The sequence below is a fragment of the Embleya scabrispora DSM 41855 genome, assembly GCF_000372745.1.
In the GTDB taxonomy this organism is placed as follows: domain Bacteria; phylum Actinomycetota; class Actinomycetes; order Streptomycetales; family Streptomycetaceae; genus Embleya; species Embleya scabrispora.
In genome coordinates this window covers 83623-98719 of record NZ_KB889684.1, presented here as the reverse complement: position 1 = coordinate 98719, position 15097 = coordinate 83623, and the positions used below count along the sequence as shown (strand labels likewise).

Here is a 15097-nt window from a genome sequence, read left to right as displayed (position 1 = left end):
GTCCCGAGCGAGGGGCCGCCTTTTTCTCGGAGGAGCGAAGCGGGGGAGAGAAAAAGGCGGTGCCTCGCGAGCCGGCGCCGAAGGCGCCCAACAAGCAGCAACGCCCCCGTCACGACTCCGGCCGCGCACGACCCGCCACGCCCGCGACTCCGGCCCGACAGCACCGTCTTTCTCGCGGTTGGGTTCGGTAGTGCTGTCTCTTTCCCGACCCCCGCCCAACAGCACCGTCCTTCTCGCGCTCTGGGTTCGGCAGCGCCGCCTCCCTCCCGACCCCGCCCAACAGCACCGTCCCCCTCCCGACCCGGCAATCAACGCCCGCACCGCGAAAAGCACCACCCCCCAAGCCCTGACTTCGCGGCCCCTCACATGCCCCGCCACCAAGCCGCCCGACAAACACAACCCGAGTGTTTTTCGCCATGTGAGGCGTGGCATTGTTCGGGAATGCTTCCCCTGGTCCATGCCATTCGTTACGTCACGCCGATGCGTGAGGGCGGTTCGCTGCCCGGGCTCGTCGAGGCCGACGATCTGGGCACCTACGTCGTGAAGTTCCGCAGCGCCGGACAGGGTGCCAAGGTGCTCGTCGCCGAGGTCGTGGTGGGTGAACTGGCCCGTCGGCTCGGGCTGCCGGTGCCTGCCCTGGTGCGGGTCGAGGTGGATCCGGTGATCGTGCGCGGCGAGCCGGACCAGGAGGTGCAGGAGCTGGTCCGGGCCAGTGCCGGGCTGAACCTGGGGATGGACTTCCTGCCGGGCTCGGCCGACTTCACGCCCGCCACCTGGGAGCCGGACGCCGAGCTGGCCGCGCGCGTGTTGTGGCTGGACGCACTGACCTCGAACGTGGATCGTTCGTGGCGCAATCCGAACCTGCTGGTGTGGCACGGCCGGCTGTGGCTGATCGACCACGGGGCCTCGCTGTGGTTCCACCACGCGTGGCAGGCCGCGACGTCGGCCGCGACGCGTACGTTCGATGCCGCCGACCACGTACTGGCCGCGCTCGGCGGTCCGGGCCTGCTCAAGGCGGACGCCGAACTGGCTCCGCGGATCACCCGCGAGTTGCTCACCGAGGTGCTCGCACTGGTCCCGGACGAGTGGCTGGAGTCCGGTGACGCCGAGCGCGCACTGGGCCTGGACAGCCCCGCCGCGCTGCGCGAGGCGTACATCGCGCACCTGCTCGTCCGGGCCGCCGCGCCGCGCACGTGGCTCCCGGAGATCGCTCCCGAGGCGGTCGCGCGGCAGGGCACGGCACAACCGTCGAACCGCCCGGATTGGCTCAAGTGATGACGATGACCGCGCAGCGGGAGTTCTTCGAGTACTCGATCATCCGCCTGGTGCCGCGCGTGGAGCGCGGGGAGTGCCTGAACGTCGGCGTCGCGCTGTACAGCCAGGCGTTCGACTTCCTGGGCGCGCGCACCCACGTCGAGCAGTCCAGGCTGTGCGCGCTCGACCCGGACGCCGACGTCACCCAGGCGCGCGCGGTGCTCGCCGCGTGGGAACTGGTGTGTGCGGGCAGCGAGGCGGCCGGCGCGCCCGGGGCCGAGCCGGTCGGGCGGCGATTTCGCTGGCTGACCGCACCACGCAGCACCATCGTGCAGCCCGGACCGGTGCACGGCGGATTGACCGCGAATCCGGCGGCGGACCTGGACCGGCTCTTCGACCTGCTGGTGTTGTGAGACCCACATCGTGAGACCCGGCAGCACAGGCGCAGCCCCAACGCCACACGGTTGCCGGCCGCCACGCTCTGTCCGTGTCGCGAGCTGCTGCGCTACCGTGCCAGACACCGGTTCGTTCCCGGGCTCCGAGGGTGGAGGCGACGATGATCCGCACGTACGGTCCACAGAGTCGGGGCATGGTGGTCTGCACACTCGTGCTGCTGACCATCCTGGGTTTGTACAGCGCGCTGTACGACGCGGTGGCCTGGATGTGGCTGGTGTGGTCGCTGATGGCGATCGTCACGGGCCTGCTGGTGGCCACCGACCGAGGTGTCTGAGGCCACCACTCCGCCCGGTGCGTGGCCCGCTCAGGCGACGGTGAACCCGTGTTTGGCCCCCAGTCGGGTCAGTGACCGGCGCCCCGGAATGCCGTCCGCGTCCGAGCCGCTGTAACCAAGCCGGCGCTGCCATTCGGCGTATGCCTTCACGGTCGCGGTGCCGTAATGGCCGTCGGCCAGGTTGCGGGCGAGCAGGCCCTCGGCGACCAGGGCGTTTTCGACCATGCGGGTGCCCACGTAGGTGACCGGCGTGCCCTCGCGGCTCGGGTCGGACCGTGCCGCGGCGACCAGTTCGACCAGGTCGACCTCGGGGCGCGGGGCGGGGATGTCGACGGGTGGTGTGCCGCCGGTGCCGGCCACGATGCCCGGGAAGACCCGGTCGTGGAACTGCCGTACCCGCGCGTCACCGGGGCACGCGGTGCCGTCGAGGGACCACTTCGCGAACAGCCGGTGGTAGCCGTAACCGGGGTCGTCCCACGCCCGGCACACCCGCAGCGGCAGGTTGTGCCGCTCGTGCATCCACACGCCGAGCCGGATCAGGCTGTCCACCTGCGCGTCGGTCCACGGGTCGGTGTGCTCCAGGTTGCTCGCGCTCTCGCAACTGACCGCGCCGGTGCCGTCCGGGCGCCGGTTCGCCGAGGCGTTGGCGTCGGCTCGGGTCTCGGTGCCGATGTACTGCCACAGGCCGCCGTCGTACGCGCAGCCGAAGTGCGATTCGAGGTTGGTCGAGTCGCGCCAGTACTCGTACATCCGCTCGCCCGACCACGGCGCGGCGATCGAGTGGAAGATCAACTGGGTCGGGCGGATGGCGGGCTGCGCGTCGGATTCCGGCTCCAGTTCGCGCTTGGTGGCTCCCGGGTACCAGGCCATGGCGGTCTCCCTGTGATCGAGGTCGGGGGACGAGTCGCAAATGCCCATGGTCGCGGCGGTTCGCCGGCTTTTCGGCAATTTTCCGAAAAGCCGAGCCGATCGGAACGAAGCCACTCATAATGTCGCCGCACAACCCGCGACCCCCAACCCCCAACCCGCCCAGGCCGCCCAACCCCTTCCAGCGGGTGCGCCCGGACCTGGCGGTGTCGGTGTTGAGCCGGCACATCGAACAGCGTTCGCCGACGAGCTGCTGCTGGACACCCGCGACGGGGTGGGTACGGGGTATCTGCTCAAGGATCGCATCGGCGACGTGACCAAATTCACGGCCGCGCTGGAGCGGGTCGCCGGCGGCGCGATGGTGGTCGATCCCGAGGTGATCCGCCAGTCGCCGGCCCGGCGGCGCGACCCGGCGGCGCGACCCGCCGGCCAGGGCGACGCCGGGCGAGCGGGAGGTGCTCGCACTGATGGCCGAAGGACGCTCCAATGCGGGCGTGGCCCGGGCTCTGGTGGTCAGCGAGGCCGCGGTGTCCACGCACATCGCGAGCGTCCCGGCCAAGCCGAATCTGCCGCCCGCGGCCGACGATCATCGGCGGGTATTGGCTGTTCTGACGTATTTACGGGGCTGAGCCGGTTACCGGTCGGTTGTCGGGACTCGACAAGTAATAGGACGTCCTCTTTATCGGTGTCGATACCCGCGCGCCGCCTTTTCCCTGACAGCGTTGCGGATCAAGTGGCCCATACGCGTGCGCGGGTGGGTCACCCGTGTCGTGTTTCCACAATGCTTCGACAGAGCTGGGGTGCGTTCTATGACGCTCGGCAAGACCGATGTGGTGGTGACGGGGATGGGTGCGACCACGCCGTTGGGCGGGGACGTACCGTCCACGTGGGCGGCCCTCCTCGCGGGCGAGTCGGGAATCGAAACCCTGGCGGACGCGTGGGCGGCCGACCTGCCGGTGCGGATCGCCGGACGGATGCGGGTCTGCCCCGAGACGGTGCTCGACCGGGTCCGGGCGCGGCGGCTGGACCGGTGTCAGCAGGCCGCACTCGTGGCGGCGCGCGAGGCGTGGGAGGACGCGGGCGCGCCGGCGGTCGACCCGGAACGGTTCGCCGTGGTGGTGGGCACCGGCATGGGTGGCGCGATGACGATGCTCGCGCAGCACGACGTGCTGGCCGCGTCCGGCGTACGCCGGGTGTCCCCGCACACCGTGCCGATGCTGATGCCCAACGGGCCGGCCGCGCAGGTCAGCATGGAGTTCGGCGCTCGGGCCGGCGCCTACACCCCGGTCAGCGCGTGCGCGTCGGGTTCGGAGGCGATCGCGTACGGCCTGGACCTGATCCGACTCGGCCGCGCCGACGTGGTGATCGCGGGTGGGGCGGAGGCGACGATAGGCGCTCTGCCGATCGCGGGCTTCGCCCAGGCCCGGGCGCTGTCCACGTACGACGGCGACCCGGCCGCGGCATCGCGTCCGTTCGACGCCGGGCGGAACGGGTTCGTGATGAGCGAGGGGGCCGCGCTGGTGGTCCTGGAGCGGGCCGAGTTCGCGGCGGCGCGCGGTGCGTCCGTGCATGCGTACCTGGCCGGCGCGGGAGTGACCTCGGACGCCAACCACATCACCGCCGGGTACGGGCCGGGCCAGGTCCGGGCGCTGCGGATGGCGATGGCCGAAGCGGGCGTCACCGGCGCGGACGTGGACCACATCCAGGCGCACGCGACCTCGACGCCGGGCGGCGACGCGCTGGAGGCCGCCTCGATCACCGAGGCGATCGGTACGCACGCGGCGGTCACCGCGATCAAGTCGATGCTCGGCCACCTGTGCGGTGCGGCAGGCGCGATCGGCGCGGTCGCGGCGGTGGCGGCGCTGCGCGATGGCGTCGTCCCGGCCACTCTCAACCTGGACTCCCAGGACCCCGACATCGACCTCGACGTCGTCGCGAAGGAGCCCCGGGTGGGCCCCCTGAACGTCGCCGTCACCAACGCCTTCGGCTTCGGCGGCCACAACGCGGCCCTGGTCTTCACCTCGGCGAACTAGCCGCCGCGCCATCACCGCGCCCGCCCGACCCCGGTCCCCGCGTCCCGACGCACCGACCGGGGTCGTCGCATGCCGCCTGCGCTCGCGTCGCGAACGCACGGGGCCAGGCGGGCAGGGGCGGGCCTTGGCCGGTCGGAGCGGGGCCGAAGCGGGCGAGGACGAAGTCGGGAGGCGGGCCGACAACCGTTCCGTGCGGACACGTCGCGGCGGCGAAAATCGGGTGCGGTCGACGTCGGTCTTCCAGCACGCTGGGGGGCGACACGGCCGTCCCGCACCGAGGGGCGGCGTGCCCGGAGGCCAAGCGGGAGAAGGGTTTCGGCGAACCGCCATGTTTTTGCCGAACACCTCGCGCGCACCTGGTGAATCAGGAACGTCTCTGGCCTCATTCGTTTCTAGGCTGAAGGACATGAAGACCACGGGGAAGAGCAACAACGCAGCCGGCGGCAGGGCCGGGAAGTCCGGTTCGATCGCCGCGTTCGCGCGGTTCGTGGTCTTCGGCGGCGGCACCGGGATCGCCTCCTCGGGTGCGCTGGTGGTGCTCTCCGGCACGATGCCGATCGCGGTCGCCAACGCGTTCGTCACCGTGGTCTCCACGGTGGCCGCCACCGAGTTGCACAGCCGGTTCACCTTCGGCGGCGGGCGCGCCGGGTTGCGCGCCCACGGCCAGTCGGCGCTCAGCGCGCTGGTCGCCTACCTGTTCACCACGGCCGCGGTGCTCGGCCTGCACGCGGCGGCGCCGGGGGCGGGTGTCCTGGTCGAACAGGGCGTCTATCTGGGCGCGTCCGGCCTGGCCGGGATCGGCCGGTTCGTGGTGCTGCGCCTGTTCGTCTTCACCCGCCCCGGTGCGCGCCCGCGTCCGGTCGCGCCGGCGCTCGCGCGCACCCACCTGGTGGCCGCCGCGTAGGCGCGAGGCGGGACGACGACGGCTCCGAGGCTGTGTTCCGTCGGCGCGGTCGGCGGGTCGGCAGTCGGCGCGGTCAGCGGTCAGCGCGGTTCGAGCGCCCACCACTGCGAGAGGCGGTCGGTGTCCTCCCACTGGCGTACGTTCCCGCCGGGCTCGGTACTGCCGTCGGCCACCTCCAGGAGCAGTCCGCTGACGTAGTTGACCAGCGTGACCCGGCCCGGCGCGTCGGCGTGCTGCTCCAGGATCCACTCCTGCGCGCCGAAGTTGTTCGCCCGCCACAGCTGAACGTTGGCCCCGTTCTCCTCCGAGGCCCCGGTCACGTCGAGCCGCTTTCCACTGGCCACGTGCTCGACGTGGTACACCGCACCGCCCGCGTGCACGGCGGTGATCCGCCAATGCTGCGCGGCGGAACCGTCCTCCGCGCCCTGCCACACGTTGGCCCCGCTGTGGGTCCGCCCACCCTCGACTTCGAGGACCAGCCCGCTGTGCACATTCCGCAGCACATACACGCCCTCGTCAAAGCCACCCACGTCGCACCCCTTGCCAGGCTCCACCGATCTTGAACGAGTCACCCTCGCACGCCGCACCCACACCTCGCGCGCCGGCTACCGGCCGATCGCGTCATCGGCGGCACATCGCTCCGGCAGATCACCCGGAGTCGCCCGGTTCGACGTCGCCGTGCCCGAGGACGCACACCCAAAAAGCGACGAGCAGATGGCCCTATCCGGGCGCGCGACCACACCGGCCTCGCGAACGCCGACGGCGGGGCCGACGAACCGGAGGCACCGGAGTGGGCTACCACGTGCAACGCCCCTACTTGCGCCCCCCGTTCGGGCAATACCCGGTCATCGCGGCGTCGGTGATGGCCAGTGCCTCGTCGCGCGTGTAGGTGACGCCCATGATGCGGTTGGCGATCTCCTCGCGGCCCTTGCCCATCTGGACCCATCCGCAAGACACGTTGGCCATGCTCAACAGCACGTTCAAGTCGGCTTTGGGGCCCACGAGTTGCGGCGCGGAGCGGCCGAGTTCGGCGACGAACCTGGCGTCGGTGGGCGAGCGACTGCCGTCGGCCGGCGAGGAGTCGGCCCGTCCGGCCGCGGCCGGACCCGCCGCGTCGCCGTCTGCCTTTCCCTGCACCAGACTTGCCACGAACACGGCGGCGCCGATCACCAGGACGATGGCAACACATGCCCCCACGACACGGTTGCCGATTCGTCGGCGCGGCTGCGGCGATTGATTGCTCACGGGACTCCCCACAGTCGGATGCGGCGGAGGCTACGCCCTCCGACCACCCGCACGGGCGTCCTTCACCGAGTCGTGATCCATCCGTGCGCCGGGCCGCCGCCCGGCACCATGACGGCGCCGCCCGCTGCTCCCGTAGCGGACGGCGCCCGTCGTGTTCGGCCGGAACGACGACGCGTGGCTCCGGCCGAGTTCGGGTGGGCTACCGGCCCGTGTAGTTCACCTGGAGTTCCTTGATCCCATTGATCCACGCGTGGCGCAGACGCCGGGGATCGGCGGCCTTGGTGATGTCCGGCATCGCGTCGGCGATCGCGTTGAACATCAGGTTGATCTCCATCCGGGCCAGCGATGCGCCCAGGCAGAAGTGCGGGCCGCCGCCGCCGAAGCCCAGGTGCGGGTTCGGGTTGCGGGTGATGTCGAACTTCATCGGGTTCTCGAACACGTCGGCGTCGTAGTTGGCCGAGCTGTAGAAGATGCCGACCCGCTGACCCGCCTTGATCTCCTGGCCGCCCAGAACGGTGTCCTGGGTCGCGGTGCGCTGGAAGGACATCACCGGCGACGAGTAGCGGACGATCTCGTCCGCCGTGGTCTCCGGCCGCTCCGCCTTGTACAGCTCCCACTGGTCGGGGTTGTCGAAGAAGGCGAGCATGCCGTGCGTGATCGCGTTGCGCGTGGTCTCGTTGCCCGCGACCGCCAACAGCAGGACGAAGAAGCCGAATTCGTCCGAGGACAGGCTGCCGTCGGACTCGGCGGTGATCAGCCGGGTGACGATGTCCTGCGCCGGGCACGCCTTGCGCTCCTCTGCCATGCCCATCGAGTACAGCATCAGTTCGGCGGCGGCCTGCGCGCCCACCTCGGTGGACTCCGCGTACTCCGGGTCGTCGTAGCCGAGCATCTTGTTCGACCACTCGAAGATCTTCTTGCGGTCCTCCTGCGGTACACCGATCAGTTCCGCGATCGCCTGCAACGGCAGCTCGCACGCGACCTCGGTGACGAAGTCGCCGGAGCCCTTGAGCTTGGCGTCGCGCACGATCTGCGCGGCCCGCTCGGTCAGCGCGGCCTGGAGCGCGTTGATCGCCCGGGGCGTGAAGCCGCGCTGGACGATGCTGCGCAGCCGGGTGTGCTCCGGCGGGTCGATGTTGATCATGATGAGCTTCTGGGCATCGATGTTGCTCATGTCCATGCCCTCGGCGAACCGGATGATCGCCGTGTTCTTGTTCGTCGAGTAGATCTCCGGCTTGGTGGAGACCTCCTTGACGTCCGCGTGCCGGGTGACCAGCCAGTAGCCGTCGTCGCCGAAGTTGGACACCTCGGGCGTCTGCGGGACCCACACCACCGGCGAGGTCTTGCGCAGCTCGGCGAACTCGTCGAGCGGGATGCGCGTGGTGTACAGGTCGGGGTCGGTGGGGTCGAAGCCGTGGTCGAGGACCGGACACGTCATGGTGGAACTCCCGTTGCCGAGGGTGTGCGAGGTCGCCGCGGGAACCGGCCGGGGACGAGTGCCGGGAAGCGCGGTGGTGCGGTGGGGCGATGGCGCGGTGCTGCGTACCGGTACCGGTGGTGGGCCGGCGGTGTGCCGCCGGTCAGGTCCCGGCGACCGGGCTCGGTGCCCTGCGACGCGGGCCCAGGAGCTTGCGGACCACGCCGCGCAGGATGCGGCCGAGCTCGTCGTCGGGCAGTTCCGGGAAGGCGGCGACGGCGGAGTAGATACCGCCCATCGCCACGGCCGTGGACACGCGGTACTCGATCGAGTCGTCGACGTCGTCGAGGACTTCGCGCACCCGCGCGGTGATCGAGGCGAGTCGGGGCTGGATGGCGGGGTGGCGTCCGATCGCGACGTCCCGATCGAGGATGACGGCGAGGGTGCGATACCGGATGAGGAAGTCGACGTAGCCCTCGAACAGCAGGCGCTGGCGAGCGGTGGTGCCGCGCCTGCTCTCGGCGACCTCCAACACTCGGTCCAGCTCGTTCAGGGCCGGGCGCAGGAGGGCGTCGAGCAGTTCGTCCTTGGTGCGGAAGTGGTAGTAGAGAGCGGCCTTGGTCACCCCGACCCGGTCGGCGATGGCCTGCAGCGAGGTGCCGGCGAAGCCCTGTTCGCCGAACAGTTCCTCTGCCGCCTGGAGCACCTTGTCATAGGTGTCCTCGGGTGCCGGGATCGCCACGGGTCCCCCTTCCTGTTGGGCATGAACATACGTCGACCTCTGCCAATCGACAAGGCTGATAGGGCGTCAATTTTCATCTCGGCGCGGTAGTTCACAAGGAAAGTGACTTGCCGTTCGGCCAGGACGGGGGATGGCCGGACTGACGGTCGAGCCGGCAGGACGCGGCGGGGCCGAGCGGGGGCCGAACCGAGGCCGGGTCGGGCGCCGCACCCAGGCGGCCGGGCCGCCCGACCGAGGAGGGGCGGCCGTCGCACGTAGGCGGGGTCGGGCCGCCGGGCCGAGGCCCCGATTCGGCGGCGTCCGTGGCCGCCCGTCGTCGGGTTCGCGCCGATAGGTTGCCGCCATGAGCGACTTCGACGCGCGCATCGAGGCGGAGCGGCAGCGGTTGGCGGACCCGGCGGCCGGAGCCGGCGTGACATCGGCCGCGCGTCGACCCGCGGACTGGGCCCGGATCATCGAACGCATCGAGTCGCTCCTCGCCGCGACGGCGGCGGAGTTCGACAGCCGGGGCATCGCGGCGCTGCCGGTCTTCGGATACCTGCCCGCGCGGGGGCTGTCCCGGCTCACCCGCCGGCAGCCGGGCGTCGTGGATCGGCGTCGACCGGTCCTGGACCTGTTCTCGCTGGACCACGCGGGTCGGCCGTTCCTGGAACGCGGCGCCGTACAGGCTCAGGAGATCTGGTTGCGCAACTCGCACCCGGGCCGCGCCAACGCACTGCGCGCGGCCGTACTGCGCGCCGGCCTGACCCCGGACACCCCGATCCTCCGCGCGGGCCCGCCCATCCTGCTCGACCCCGACGAGGCCATCCTCACCGACCGTGCCGGCGGCTGCTTCGGCATCGCAGCCGACGGCACACTCCTGGTACACCCGCCGGCGGCCGACAACGCACCGATCCCACTGATCCAGGTACTCACAACGGCCGTGACGAACACCTCTCCGCAACCCTGAGCGGCCCGGGTGCAAAGCACCCGAGCAACCACCCGATCAGCCCGCCGAGACCAACCGCCGCCGTGCCGAACGCCGCTCCGCGACCTTGAGCAACGCGGCCGGCGAATTGCCCGAGCCGACCACCCGATCGACCCGCCACCCGCTCGGCGCAGCGCCCGTCAGCCCGCGGCCTCCACGTACATCCCCCGGCCGCTGCCCCGCGCCCGCAGCGCGGCTCGCAGCCGCTGGGCCCGCTCCGCCGGCATCGCCGCCGCTCCCTGGTCCGGCGTCAGCAGATGCCAGGCGCGCAACTCGTCGGCTTGGAGCCGGATTTCGGCGAGCCGACGCGGGCTCAACACGCCACCGTCGAACAACCAGCGCATCCCCCCACGGTGGCCGTCCACCGGTGCCACCCACTGCGCCACGAGCAGGTTCGGCGGCCCGTCCAGGGCGATCCCCAACTCCTCCCGAACCTCCCGAACGCAGCCCGCCCACGGGGACTCCCCCGGCTCGACGATCCCACCGGGAAACTCCAACCCGGGCTTGTAGTCCGGCTCGACAAGCAACACACGTCCCTCGCCGTCGAAGAACAACGCCCCGGCGGCGGTGGTCAATCCGCCCGCCGCGCCCCGGTTCGCGCCACCGTCCGTCCGGCGGTCCGCACCGCTCTTCGCAAGGCCGTCCGCGTAGCCGTCCGCTTGGATGTCCATGACCACGAAGTCTGACCCAGCCCCCGTCCCACCGGCCGAACGGGTCCCGACCCGCTCGCCGTCGCCGGGTGCGGCACTCGGCTCAGGGACGCGTGGCGAGGCCGAAGACGACCACGTCGACGAGTGCGGGCAGGCGCTCCGGGTCGTCGCCGCAGCGCTGCTCGTGGGCCCAGGCGATGCCGTGGGCGAGGGTGAACAGCTCGTCCGTGTCGATGTCCGGGCGGACCTCGCCGGCCGCTTGGGCGCGGGTGAGCAGGTCCGCGCCGGCGGCACGCATCGCATGGCAGGAGGCGTACAGCTCCGAGGTCTCGTCGGCGAGTGTGTTCATCAGCGTCGCGCTCATTCCCCGGAACGTGCCCGCCCCCTCGATCAGCAGCCGCAGCCACGTGGCCAACGCGTCGCGCGCGGCCTCGGTGTCGCGCAACGCCTCGGCTCGCGCGGTGAGGCCGTCGTAGCGGTCCCGCACCACCGCCTCGACCAGCGCGTCGCGGGTGGGGAAGTGCCGGTACAGCGTGCCGATGCCGACCCCGGCCCGGCGGGCGAGGTCCTCCAACGACGCGTCCACGCCGTGCTCGGCGAACACCACACGGGCCTCGGCGAGCAGTCGCTCGTAGTTGCGGCGGGCATCGGCACGCATCGGTCGGGTCATCGGCGTTTCCTCTCGGACGTTGTCAAACGGAGCCTGCCTCCATATGGTGGGGCAAGCAAACCGGAGGCAGCCTCCGTATGGGTCGAGGCGGAGCCGTGCCCGGGGCATGGCCGCGCGCCGGGACCGGAACCGCAACCGGCGCCGCAACCGGCGGGCCCGCGCGACAGCGCGGGCACCCGACCCACCCACAACAACCCCATCCACGGCAGCCCCCACCCACGGCAACAACGAAAAGGAATCCGATGACGCACGACAAGGCCGCCCTCGGGCGGCTCGGCCTGTGGACCTTCGCGTTCGACGGGCAACCGGCCGGCGCGGTACGCGAGGCGGCGGCCGAGATCGAGGAGCTCGGCTACGGCGGCCTGTGGGTCGGCGAGGGCATCGGCCGCGAGGCCACCACGCACGCCCAACTCCTGCTGGCCGCGACCCGTACGCTCCCGGTCGCCACCGGAATCGCGATCATGTCCGAGCGCACCCCGCGCCTGACGGCCGCCGCGGAACGCACCCTCAACGAGGCGTATCCGGACCGTTTCGTCCTGGGCCTGGGCGGTCATCGCGCCGCAGGCCAGGGGGAAGTGGCCGGCATGCCCAAGGCCGACACCGCTCCCGCCGTCGCGACCGTCGGCGCCTACCTGGACGAAATGGACGCCGCCGTCCTGGTCGCCACCGCGCCCGACCGCCCCGGCCGCCGGGTCCTCGCCGCGCTCGGCCCGAAAATGTTGGCGCTGGCCGGGACCCGGACCTGGGGCGCGCACACCTACCTGGTGACGGTGGAGCACACCGCGCTGGCCCGCGAGACGATGGGCCCGGAACCGTACCTGTCCGTATCGCTGACCGCGGTCCTGTCCACCGACCGCTCCCGGGCCGTGGACGTCGCGCGCGGCTTCACGGCCGGCTACCGGATCGCCCGGCACCAAGTGAACAACCTGCGCCGGCTGGGCTTCACCGAAGCCGAACTCGACGGCGAGGGCACCCGCTTGGTCGAGGCGCTGTGCGCGCTCGGCGACATCGCGTCGATCGCCGAGCGAATCCGCGCACACCTGGACGCGGGCGCCGACCACGTCTGCCTCCAGGTACTGACCTCCGACCAAGGCCGCATGCCACTCGCGGAGTGGCGCGAGTTGGCCGCGCTGACCGCCGAATTCGGACAACCCGCGGTCGCCCGGCCGGACCCCGCCGCGTAGGCTCCCGCCATGGCTGAACCCACCTTCGTCCCAACGGAATTCGTCGTGCCGGCGCCGCCGAGCACACCGTCCTTCCGACTGGAGCCGCTGGCCGCCCGGCACAACCGGGCCGATCTGGCCGCGTGGTCGTCGAGCATCGAGCACATCCGGGCCACCCCCGGCTTCGCCGATCGCCACTGGCCGCCGCTCGACGGGCTGACCGCGGACGAGAATCTGCGCGATCTGGTCCGGCACGCCGACGACTTCACCAAGCGCACCGGCTTCACGTACACCGTGCTCGACAACGGTGGCAACGCCGGCGACTACGACGTGATCGGCTGCGTCTACATCTACCCGGACCGGGACGACCCCGCCGTCACCGCGGTGCGCTCCTGGGTCCGGGCCGATCGGGCCGAACTCGACGAGCCGCTGTACCGCGAGGTCTCCGCCTGGCTGGCCGAACACTGGCCCTTCGAGCAAATCCGGTACGCGAAAAGGTAGTCGGCATCGGCTCGGCCGGCCTCAGCCCGGCCGGGCCACCGCCCACCAGGGCCCGTCGTCCCGACCTGGATCGGTGATCGCGTCCGCCAACGACGCGAAAGCGTACGTGCGTCGCGGATCCCAGTCGGTGCTGCGCAGCAGCCGGTCACGCATGCCTGCCCAGCCCGGTGCCGCGCCCGCCACCACCCACGCGTCCGGAGCCTGTGCGGTCAGCCGCAATGCCGGACGCAGCCACGAGGCGGCCTGCTCGGGCCACGAGACGAGCGCCACCACCTCACCCGGCCAGGCCGCCGCGAGCGCGTGCGCCGCGGCGGTCGAGGCGCGGTCTCGCCCGTGCCCGATCGCCAACGTCCGGCAGCCGGCCAACCTGGCGAGCAGTACGGCCAGTTCGGCGTCGGTGTGCGGTGCGGGCGGGCGGCCCTTCCAGCGGGCGTAGGCCATCGGCAGGCACACCGCGCACGGTCGGAACCCGGCCGCGATCGCTGCGGCCTCGTCCACGAAGAACACCCGACTCGCGACATAGCCGCCGCGCGCGATGGCCCGCAACGCGCTGCGGCAGTCCAGCCGACCGTACAGCCGACCGTTCGTGGTACCGCCCAACGTGCCGGGCGTTGCACTGCGGTAGGGCCGCCCGTCCGGCCCGATCAGTGTGTACCTCACCTCACGCCGCATCGTGGAAGACCAGGCCGAGTGTGCGGCGCAGCCCGGTGTGCACGGTGCTGACGCCGTGCCGCATCGGCGCCGCCGACCAGCCGCGCGCCGAACGGATCGGCCGGTCCCGGGTGGTGAAGATCAGCCCGTGCCCCTGCGGCAGGCTGATCGCGGTGCCGCGCGACTGGGCCCGGAAGCGCTGCTCGGCCATCAGGAACTCGCCACCGGTGTAGTCGACTCCCGGCTCGTCCAGGCCGATCACCACCTGAAGCGGAAAGACCAGGTCGCCGTACAGGTCCCGGTGCAACGCGTTCCAATCTCCCGGTCCGTAGCGCAGCAGGATCGGCGTCGGCCGGGTCTGGCCTGCCGCATGACACATCGTCAGCCACTCGTCCAGGGTGTCCGGCCAGGGTGCGGGCCGACCCAGACGCTCGGCCCAAGCCCGGGCGATCGGCAACAGGTGCGGGTAGCAGGACGCACGCAGCGCCGCGATCGGCTCGGGCACGGGTGCGGCGAAGTAGCGGTACCGGCCGGAGCCGAAGCGATGTCGAGCCATGTCGATGGTGGCCCGGAAGAGCTCCGGGTGGTCGTACAGCTCGGCGATCTCGCGGCAGGTGTCCGGGTCCAGGATGCGGTGGGTCAGCGCATGGCCGTGTTCGTCCACCCGCGCGGCGAGTTCCGTGCCGGCCACCGGCTCGGCGGCGAACAGCGTGTCCACCGCGCTCACCGCACCCGCGCCGGGAGGGCGCCTTCGTGGGCGAGCAGGTACTCCTTGCGCTCCAGGCCGCCGGCGTACCCGCGCAGCGCGCCGTCCGCGCCGATCACCCGGTGGCACGGCCGGACCAGGAGCAGCGGGTTGGCCCCGATCGCGGTACCGACCGCACGCACTCCCGCCCGCGAGGTACCCACCCGCTCGGCGATCGCACCGTACGTGGTGGTGGTGCCGTAGGGGATCTCGTCGATCGCGTCCCAGATGCGTTCCTGGAAGGCCGAGCCGCGCGGTGCCATCGGCAGGTCGAAGTCGTGCAGCGCGCCCGCGAAGTAGGCGGTGAGTTGGCGAACCACCTCGGCGAACGCGGCCGGGTCCGGTCGCGAGTCGACGGGCACCGCGGCGCCGCCCTTCTGGCCCGGCACGGACAGCGAGGCCAGCGCGAGCGTGCCGTCGGGGCGTTCGTCGCCGATCAGCAGCAATTCACCGAGGGGGCTGTCGAGGGTGGTGTGGACGATCATGAGCGCTTCCTTTCGTCGGGGCCGCACGGGGGCAGCCGGGTGCCGGTCGGTTGGCGGGTGTACTGGCTGGTTG

At 71.7% G+C, this 15097-nt stretch carries 18 protein-coding genes and 1 pseudogene; 9 read left to right on the top strand and 10 right to left on the bottom strand.

Annotated features, from left to right (window positions below; all coding sequences use genetic code 11):
• The first annotated feature begins 441 nt into the window (after positions 1-441).
• The 3 genes from A3IC_RS0131510 to A3IC_RS69025 all read left to right on the top strand — a co-directional run bounded on the left by A3IC_RS0131510 (position 442) and on the right by A3IC_RS69025 (position 1984).
• Positions 442-1275 (top strand): HipA family kinase, encoded by an 834-nt coding sequence (locus A3IC_RS0131510; protein WP_026218973.1) that lies wholly within the window; start codon positions 442-444, stop codon positions 1273-1275.
• Positions 1275-1667 (top strand): DUF3037 domain-containing protein, encoded by a 393-nt coding sequence (locus tag A3IC_RS0131505; RefSeq protein ID WP_020554069.1) that lies wholly within the window; start codon positions 1275-1277, stop codon positions 1665-1667. Before A3IC_RS0131510 ends, A3IC_RS0131505 begins: the two co-directional genes overlap by 1 nt.
• A gap of 143 nt (positions 1668-1810) precedes the next feature.
• Entirely contained in the window at positions 1811-1984 is a 174-nt protein-coding gene (locus tag A3IC_RS69025) for a hypothetical protein (protein WP_158696162.1), read from the top strand.
• Positions 1985-2014: 30 nt separating this feature from the next.
• Here A3IC_RS69025 and A3IC_RS63910 read toward each other — a convergent pair whose 3' ends face one another.
• Positions 2015-2854, bottom strand: a complete 840-nt coding sequence (locus tag A3IC_RS63910) for an N-acetylmuramoyl-L-alanine amidase (protein WP_063744904.1) — start codon at positions 2852-2854, stop codon at positions 2015-2017.
• 188 nt (positions 2855-3042) lie between these two features.
• On the opposite strand from A3IC_RS63910, the pseudogene A3IC_RS73715 reads away from it, so the two are divergent.
• The 3 genes and pseudogenes from A3IC_RS73715 to A3IC_RS0131485 form a co-directional block, all read left to right on the top strand.
• A pseudogene (locus A3IC_RS73715) lies at positions 3043-3480 on the top strand (LuxR C-terminal-related transcriptional regulator); the annotation flags it as partial.
• Between the two features lie 180 nt (positions 3481-3660).
• On the top strand, positions 3661-4884 hold the full coding sequence (locus A3IC_RS0131490; RefSeq protein WP_020554067.1) for a beta-ketoacyl-[acyl-carrier-protein] synthase family protein: 1224 nt from the start codon (positions 3661-3663) through the stop codon (positions 4882-4884).
• 406 nt (positions 4885-5290) lie between these two features.
• Positions 5291-5788 carry a GtrA domain-containing protein gene (locus A3IC_RS0131485; protein WP_020554066.1) on the top strand — a complete coding sequence of 166 codons (498 nt, stop codon included), beginning with the start codon at positions 5291-5293 and terminating at the stop codon, positions 5786-5788.
• Positions 5789-5868: 80 nt separating this feature from the next.
• Here the strand turns inward: A3IC_RS0131485 and A3IC_RS0131480 are convergent, their stop codons facing one another.
• From A3IC_RS0131480 to A3IC_RS0131465, 4 genes are all read right to left on the bottom strand, one after another.
• Positions 5869-6318, bottom strand: a complete 450-nt coding sequence (locus tag A3IC_RS0131480) for an RICIN domain-containing protein (protein ID WP_020554065.1) — start codon at positions 6316-6318, stop codon at positions 5869-5871.
• 283 nt (positions 6319-6601) lie between these two features.
• Positions 6602-7033 (bottom strand): DUF732 domain-containing protein, encoded by a 432-nt coding sequence (locus tag A3IC_RS0131475; protein ID WP_158696161.1) that lies wholly within the window; start codon positions 7031-7033, stop codon positions 6602-6604.
• Positions 7034-7232: 199 nt separating this feature from the next.
• A complete protein-coding gene (locus A3IC_RS0131470) occupies positions 7233-8471 on the bottom strand; it encodes a cytochrome P450 (RefSeq protein ID WP_020554063.1) in 1239 nt (412 codons plus the stop codon).
• A gap of 142 nt (positions 8472-8613) precedes the next feature.
• A complete protein-coding gene (locus A3IC_RS0131465) occupies positions 8614-9192 on the bottom strand; it encodes a TetR/AcrR family transcriptional regulator (protein WP_020554062.1) in 579 nt (192 codons plus the stop codon).
• Between the two features lie 343 nt (positions 9193-9535).
• Here A3IC_RS0131465 and A3IC_RS0131460 point away from each other — a divergent pair, with 343 nt between their 5' ends.
• Positions 9536-10141 carry a hypothetical protein gene (locus A3IC_RS0131460; RefSeq protein ID WP_020554061.1) on the top strand — a complete coding sequence of 202 codons (606 nt, stop codon included), beginning with the start codon at positions 9536-9538 and terminating at the stop codon, positions 10139-10141.
• Between the two features lie 158 nt (positions 10142-10299).
• Here the strand turns inward: A3IC_RS0131460 and A3IC_RS57540 are convergent, their stop codons facing one another.
• The gene (locus tag A3IC_RS57540; protein ID WP_052173893.1) at positions 10300-10830 is read right to left on the bottom strand and encodes an NUDIX domain-containing protein; all 531 of its coding nucleotides are present in this window, start codon (positions 10828-10830) and stop codon (positions 10300-10302) included.
• An 82-nt stretch (positions 10831-10912) separates the two neighbouring features.
• Positions 10913-11479: a TetR/AcrR family transcriptional regulator gene (locus A3IC_RS0131445; protein ID WP_020554060.1), complete on the bottom strand. Its 567-nt coding sequence runs from the start codon at positions 11477-11479 to the stop codon at positions 10913-10915.
• 242 nt (positions 11480-11721) lie between these two features.
• Here A3IC_RS0131445 and A3IC_RS0131440 point away from each other — a divergent pair, with 242 nt between their 5' ends.
• Together A3IC_RS0131440 and A3IC_RS0131435 are read left to right on the top strand one after the other, a co-directional pair.
• Positions 11722-12663, top strand: coding sequence for a TIGR03620 family F420-dependent LLM class oxidoreductase (locus A3IC_RS0131440; RefSeq protein ID WP_020554059.1), 942 nt, complete (start codon positions 11722-11724; stop codon positions 12661-12663).
• 9 nt (positions 12664-12672) lie between these two features.
• Positions 12673-13143: a hypothetical protein gene (locus A3IC_RS0131435; protein WP_026218969.1), complete on the top strand. Its 471-nt coding sequence runs from the start codon at positions 12673-12675 to the stop codon at positions 13141-13143.
• Between the two features lie 21 nt (positions 13144-13164).
• Here the strand turns inward: A3IC_RS0131435 and A3IC_RS71510 are convergent, their stop codons facing one another.
• From A3IC_RS71510 to A3IC_RS0131415, 3 genes are read right to left on the bottom strand one after another with little or no spacing between them, the layout of a single operon-like run.
• Positions 13165-13803 carry a hypothetical protein gene (locus A3IC_RS71510; RefSeq protein WP_245599716.1) on the bottom strand — a complete coding sequence of 213 codons (639 nt, stop codon included), beginning with the start codon at positions 13801-13803 and terminating at the stop codon, positions 13165-13167.
• A gap of 1 nt (position 13804) precedes the next feature.
• Positions 13805-14521 carry a 2OG-Fe(II) oxygenase gene (locus tag A3IC_RS0131420; protein WP_020554056.1) on the bottom strand — a complete coding sequence of 239 codons (717 nt, stop codon included), beginning with the start codon at positions 14519-14521 and terminating at the stop codon, positions 13805-13807.
• Positions 14518-15024, bottom strand: coding sequence for a methylated-DNA--[protein]-cysteine S-methyltransferase (locus A3IC_RS0131415; RefSeq protein WP_020554055.1), 507 nt, complete (start codon positions 15022-15024; stop codon positions 14518-14520). The genes A3IC_RS0131420 and A3IC_RS0131415 overlap by 4 nt, the downstream gene beginning before the upstream one ends.
• Positions 15025-15097: the final 73 nt, after the last annotated feature.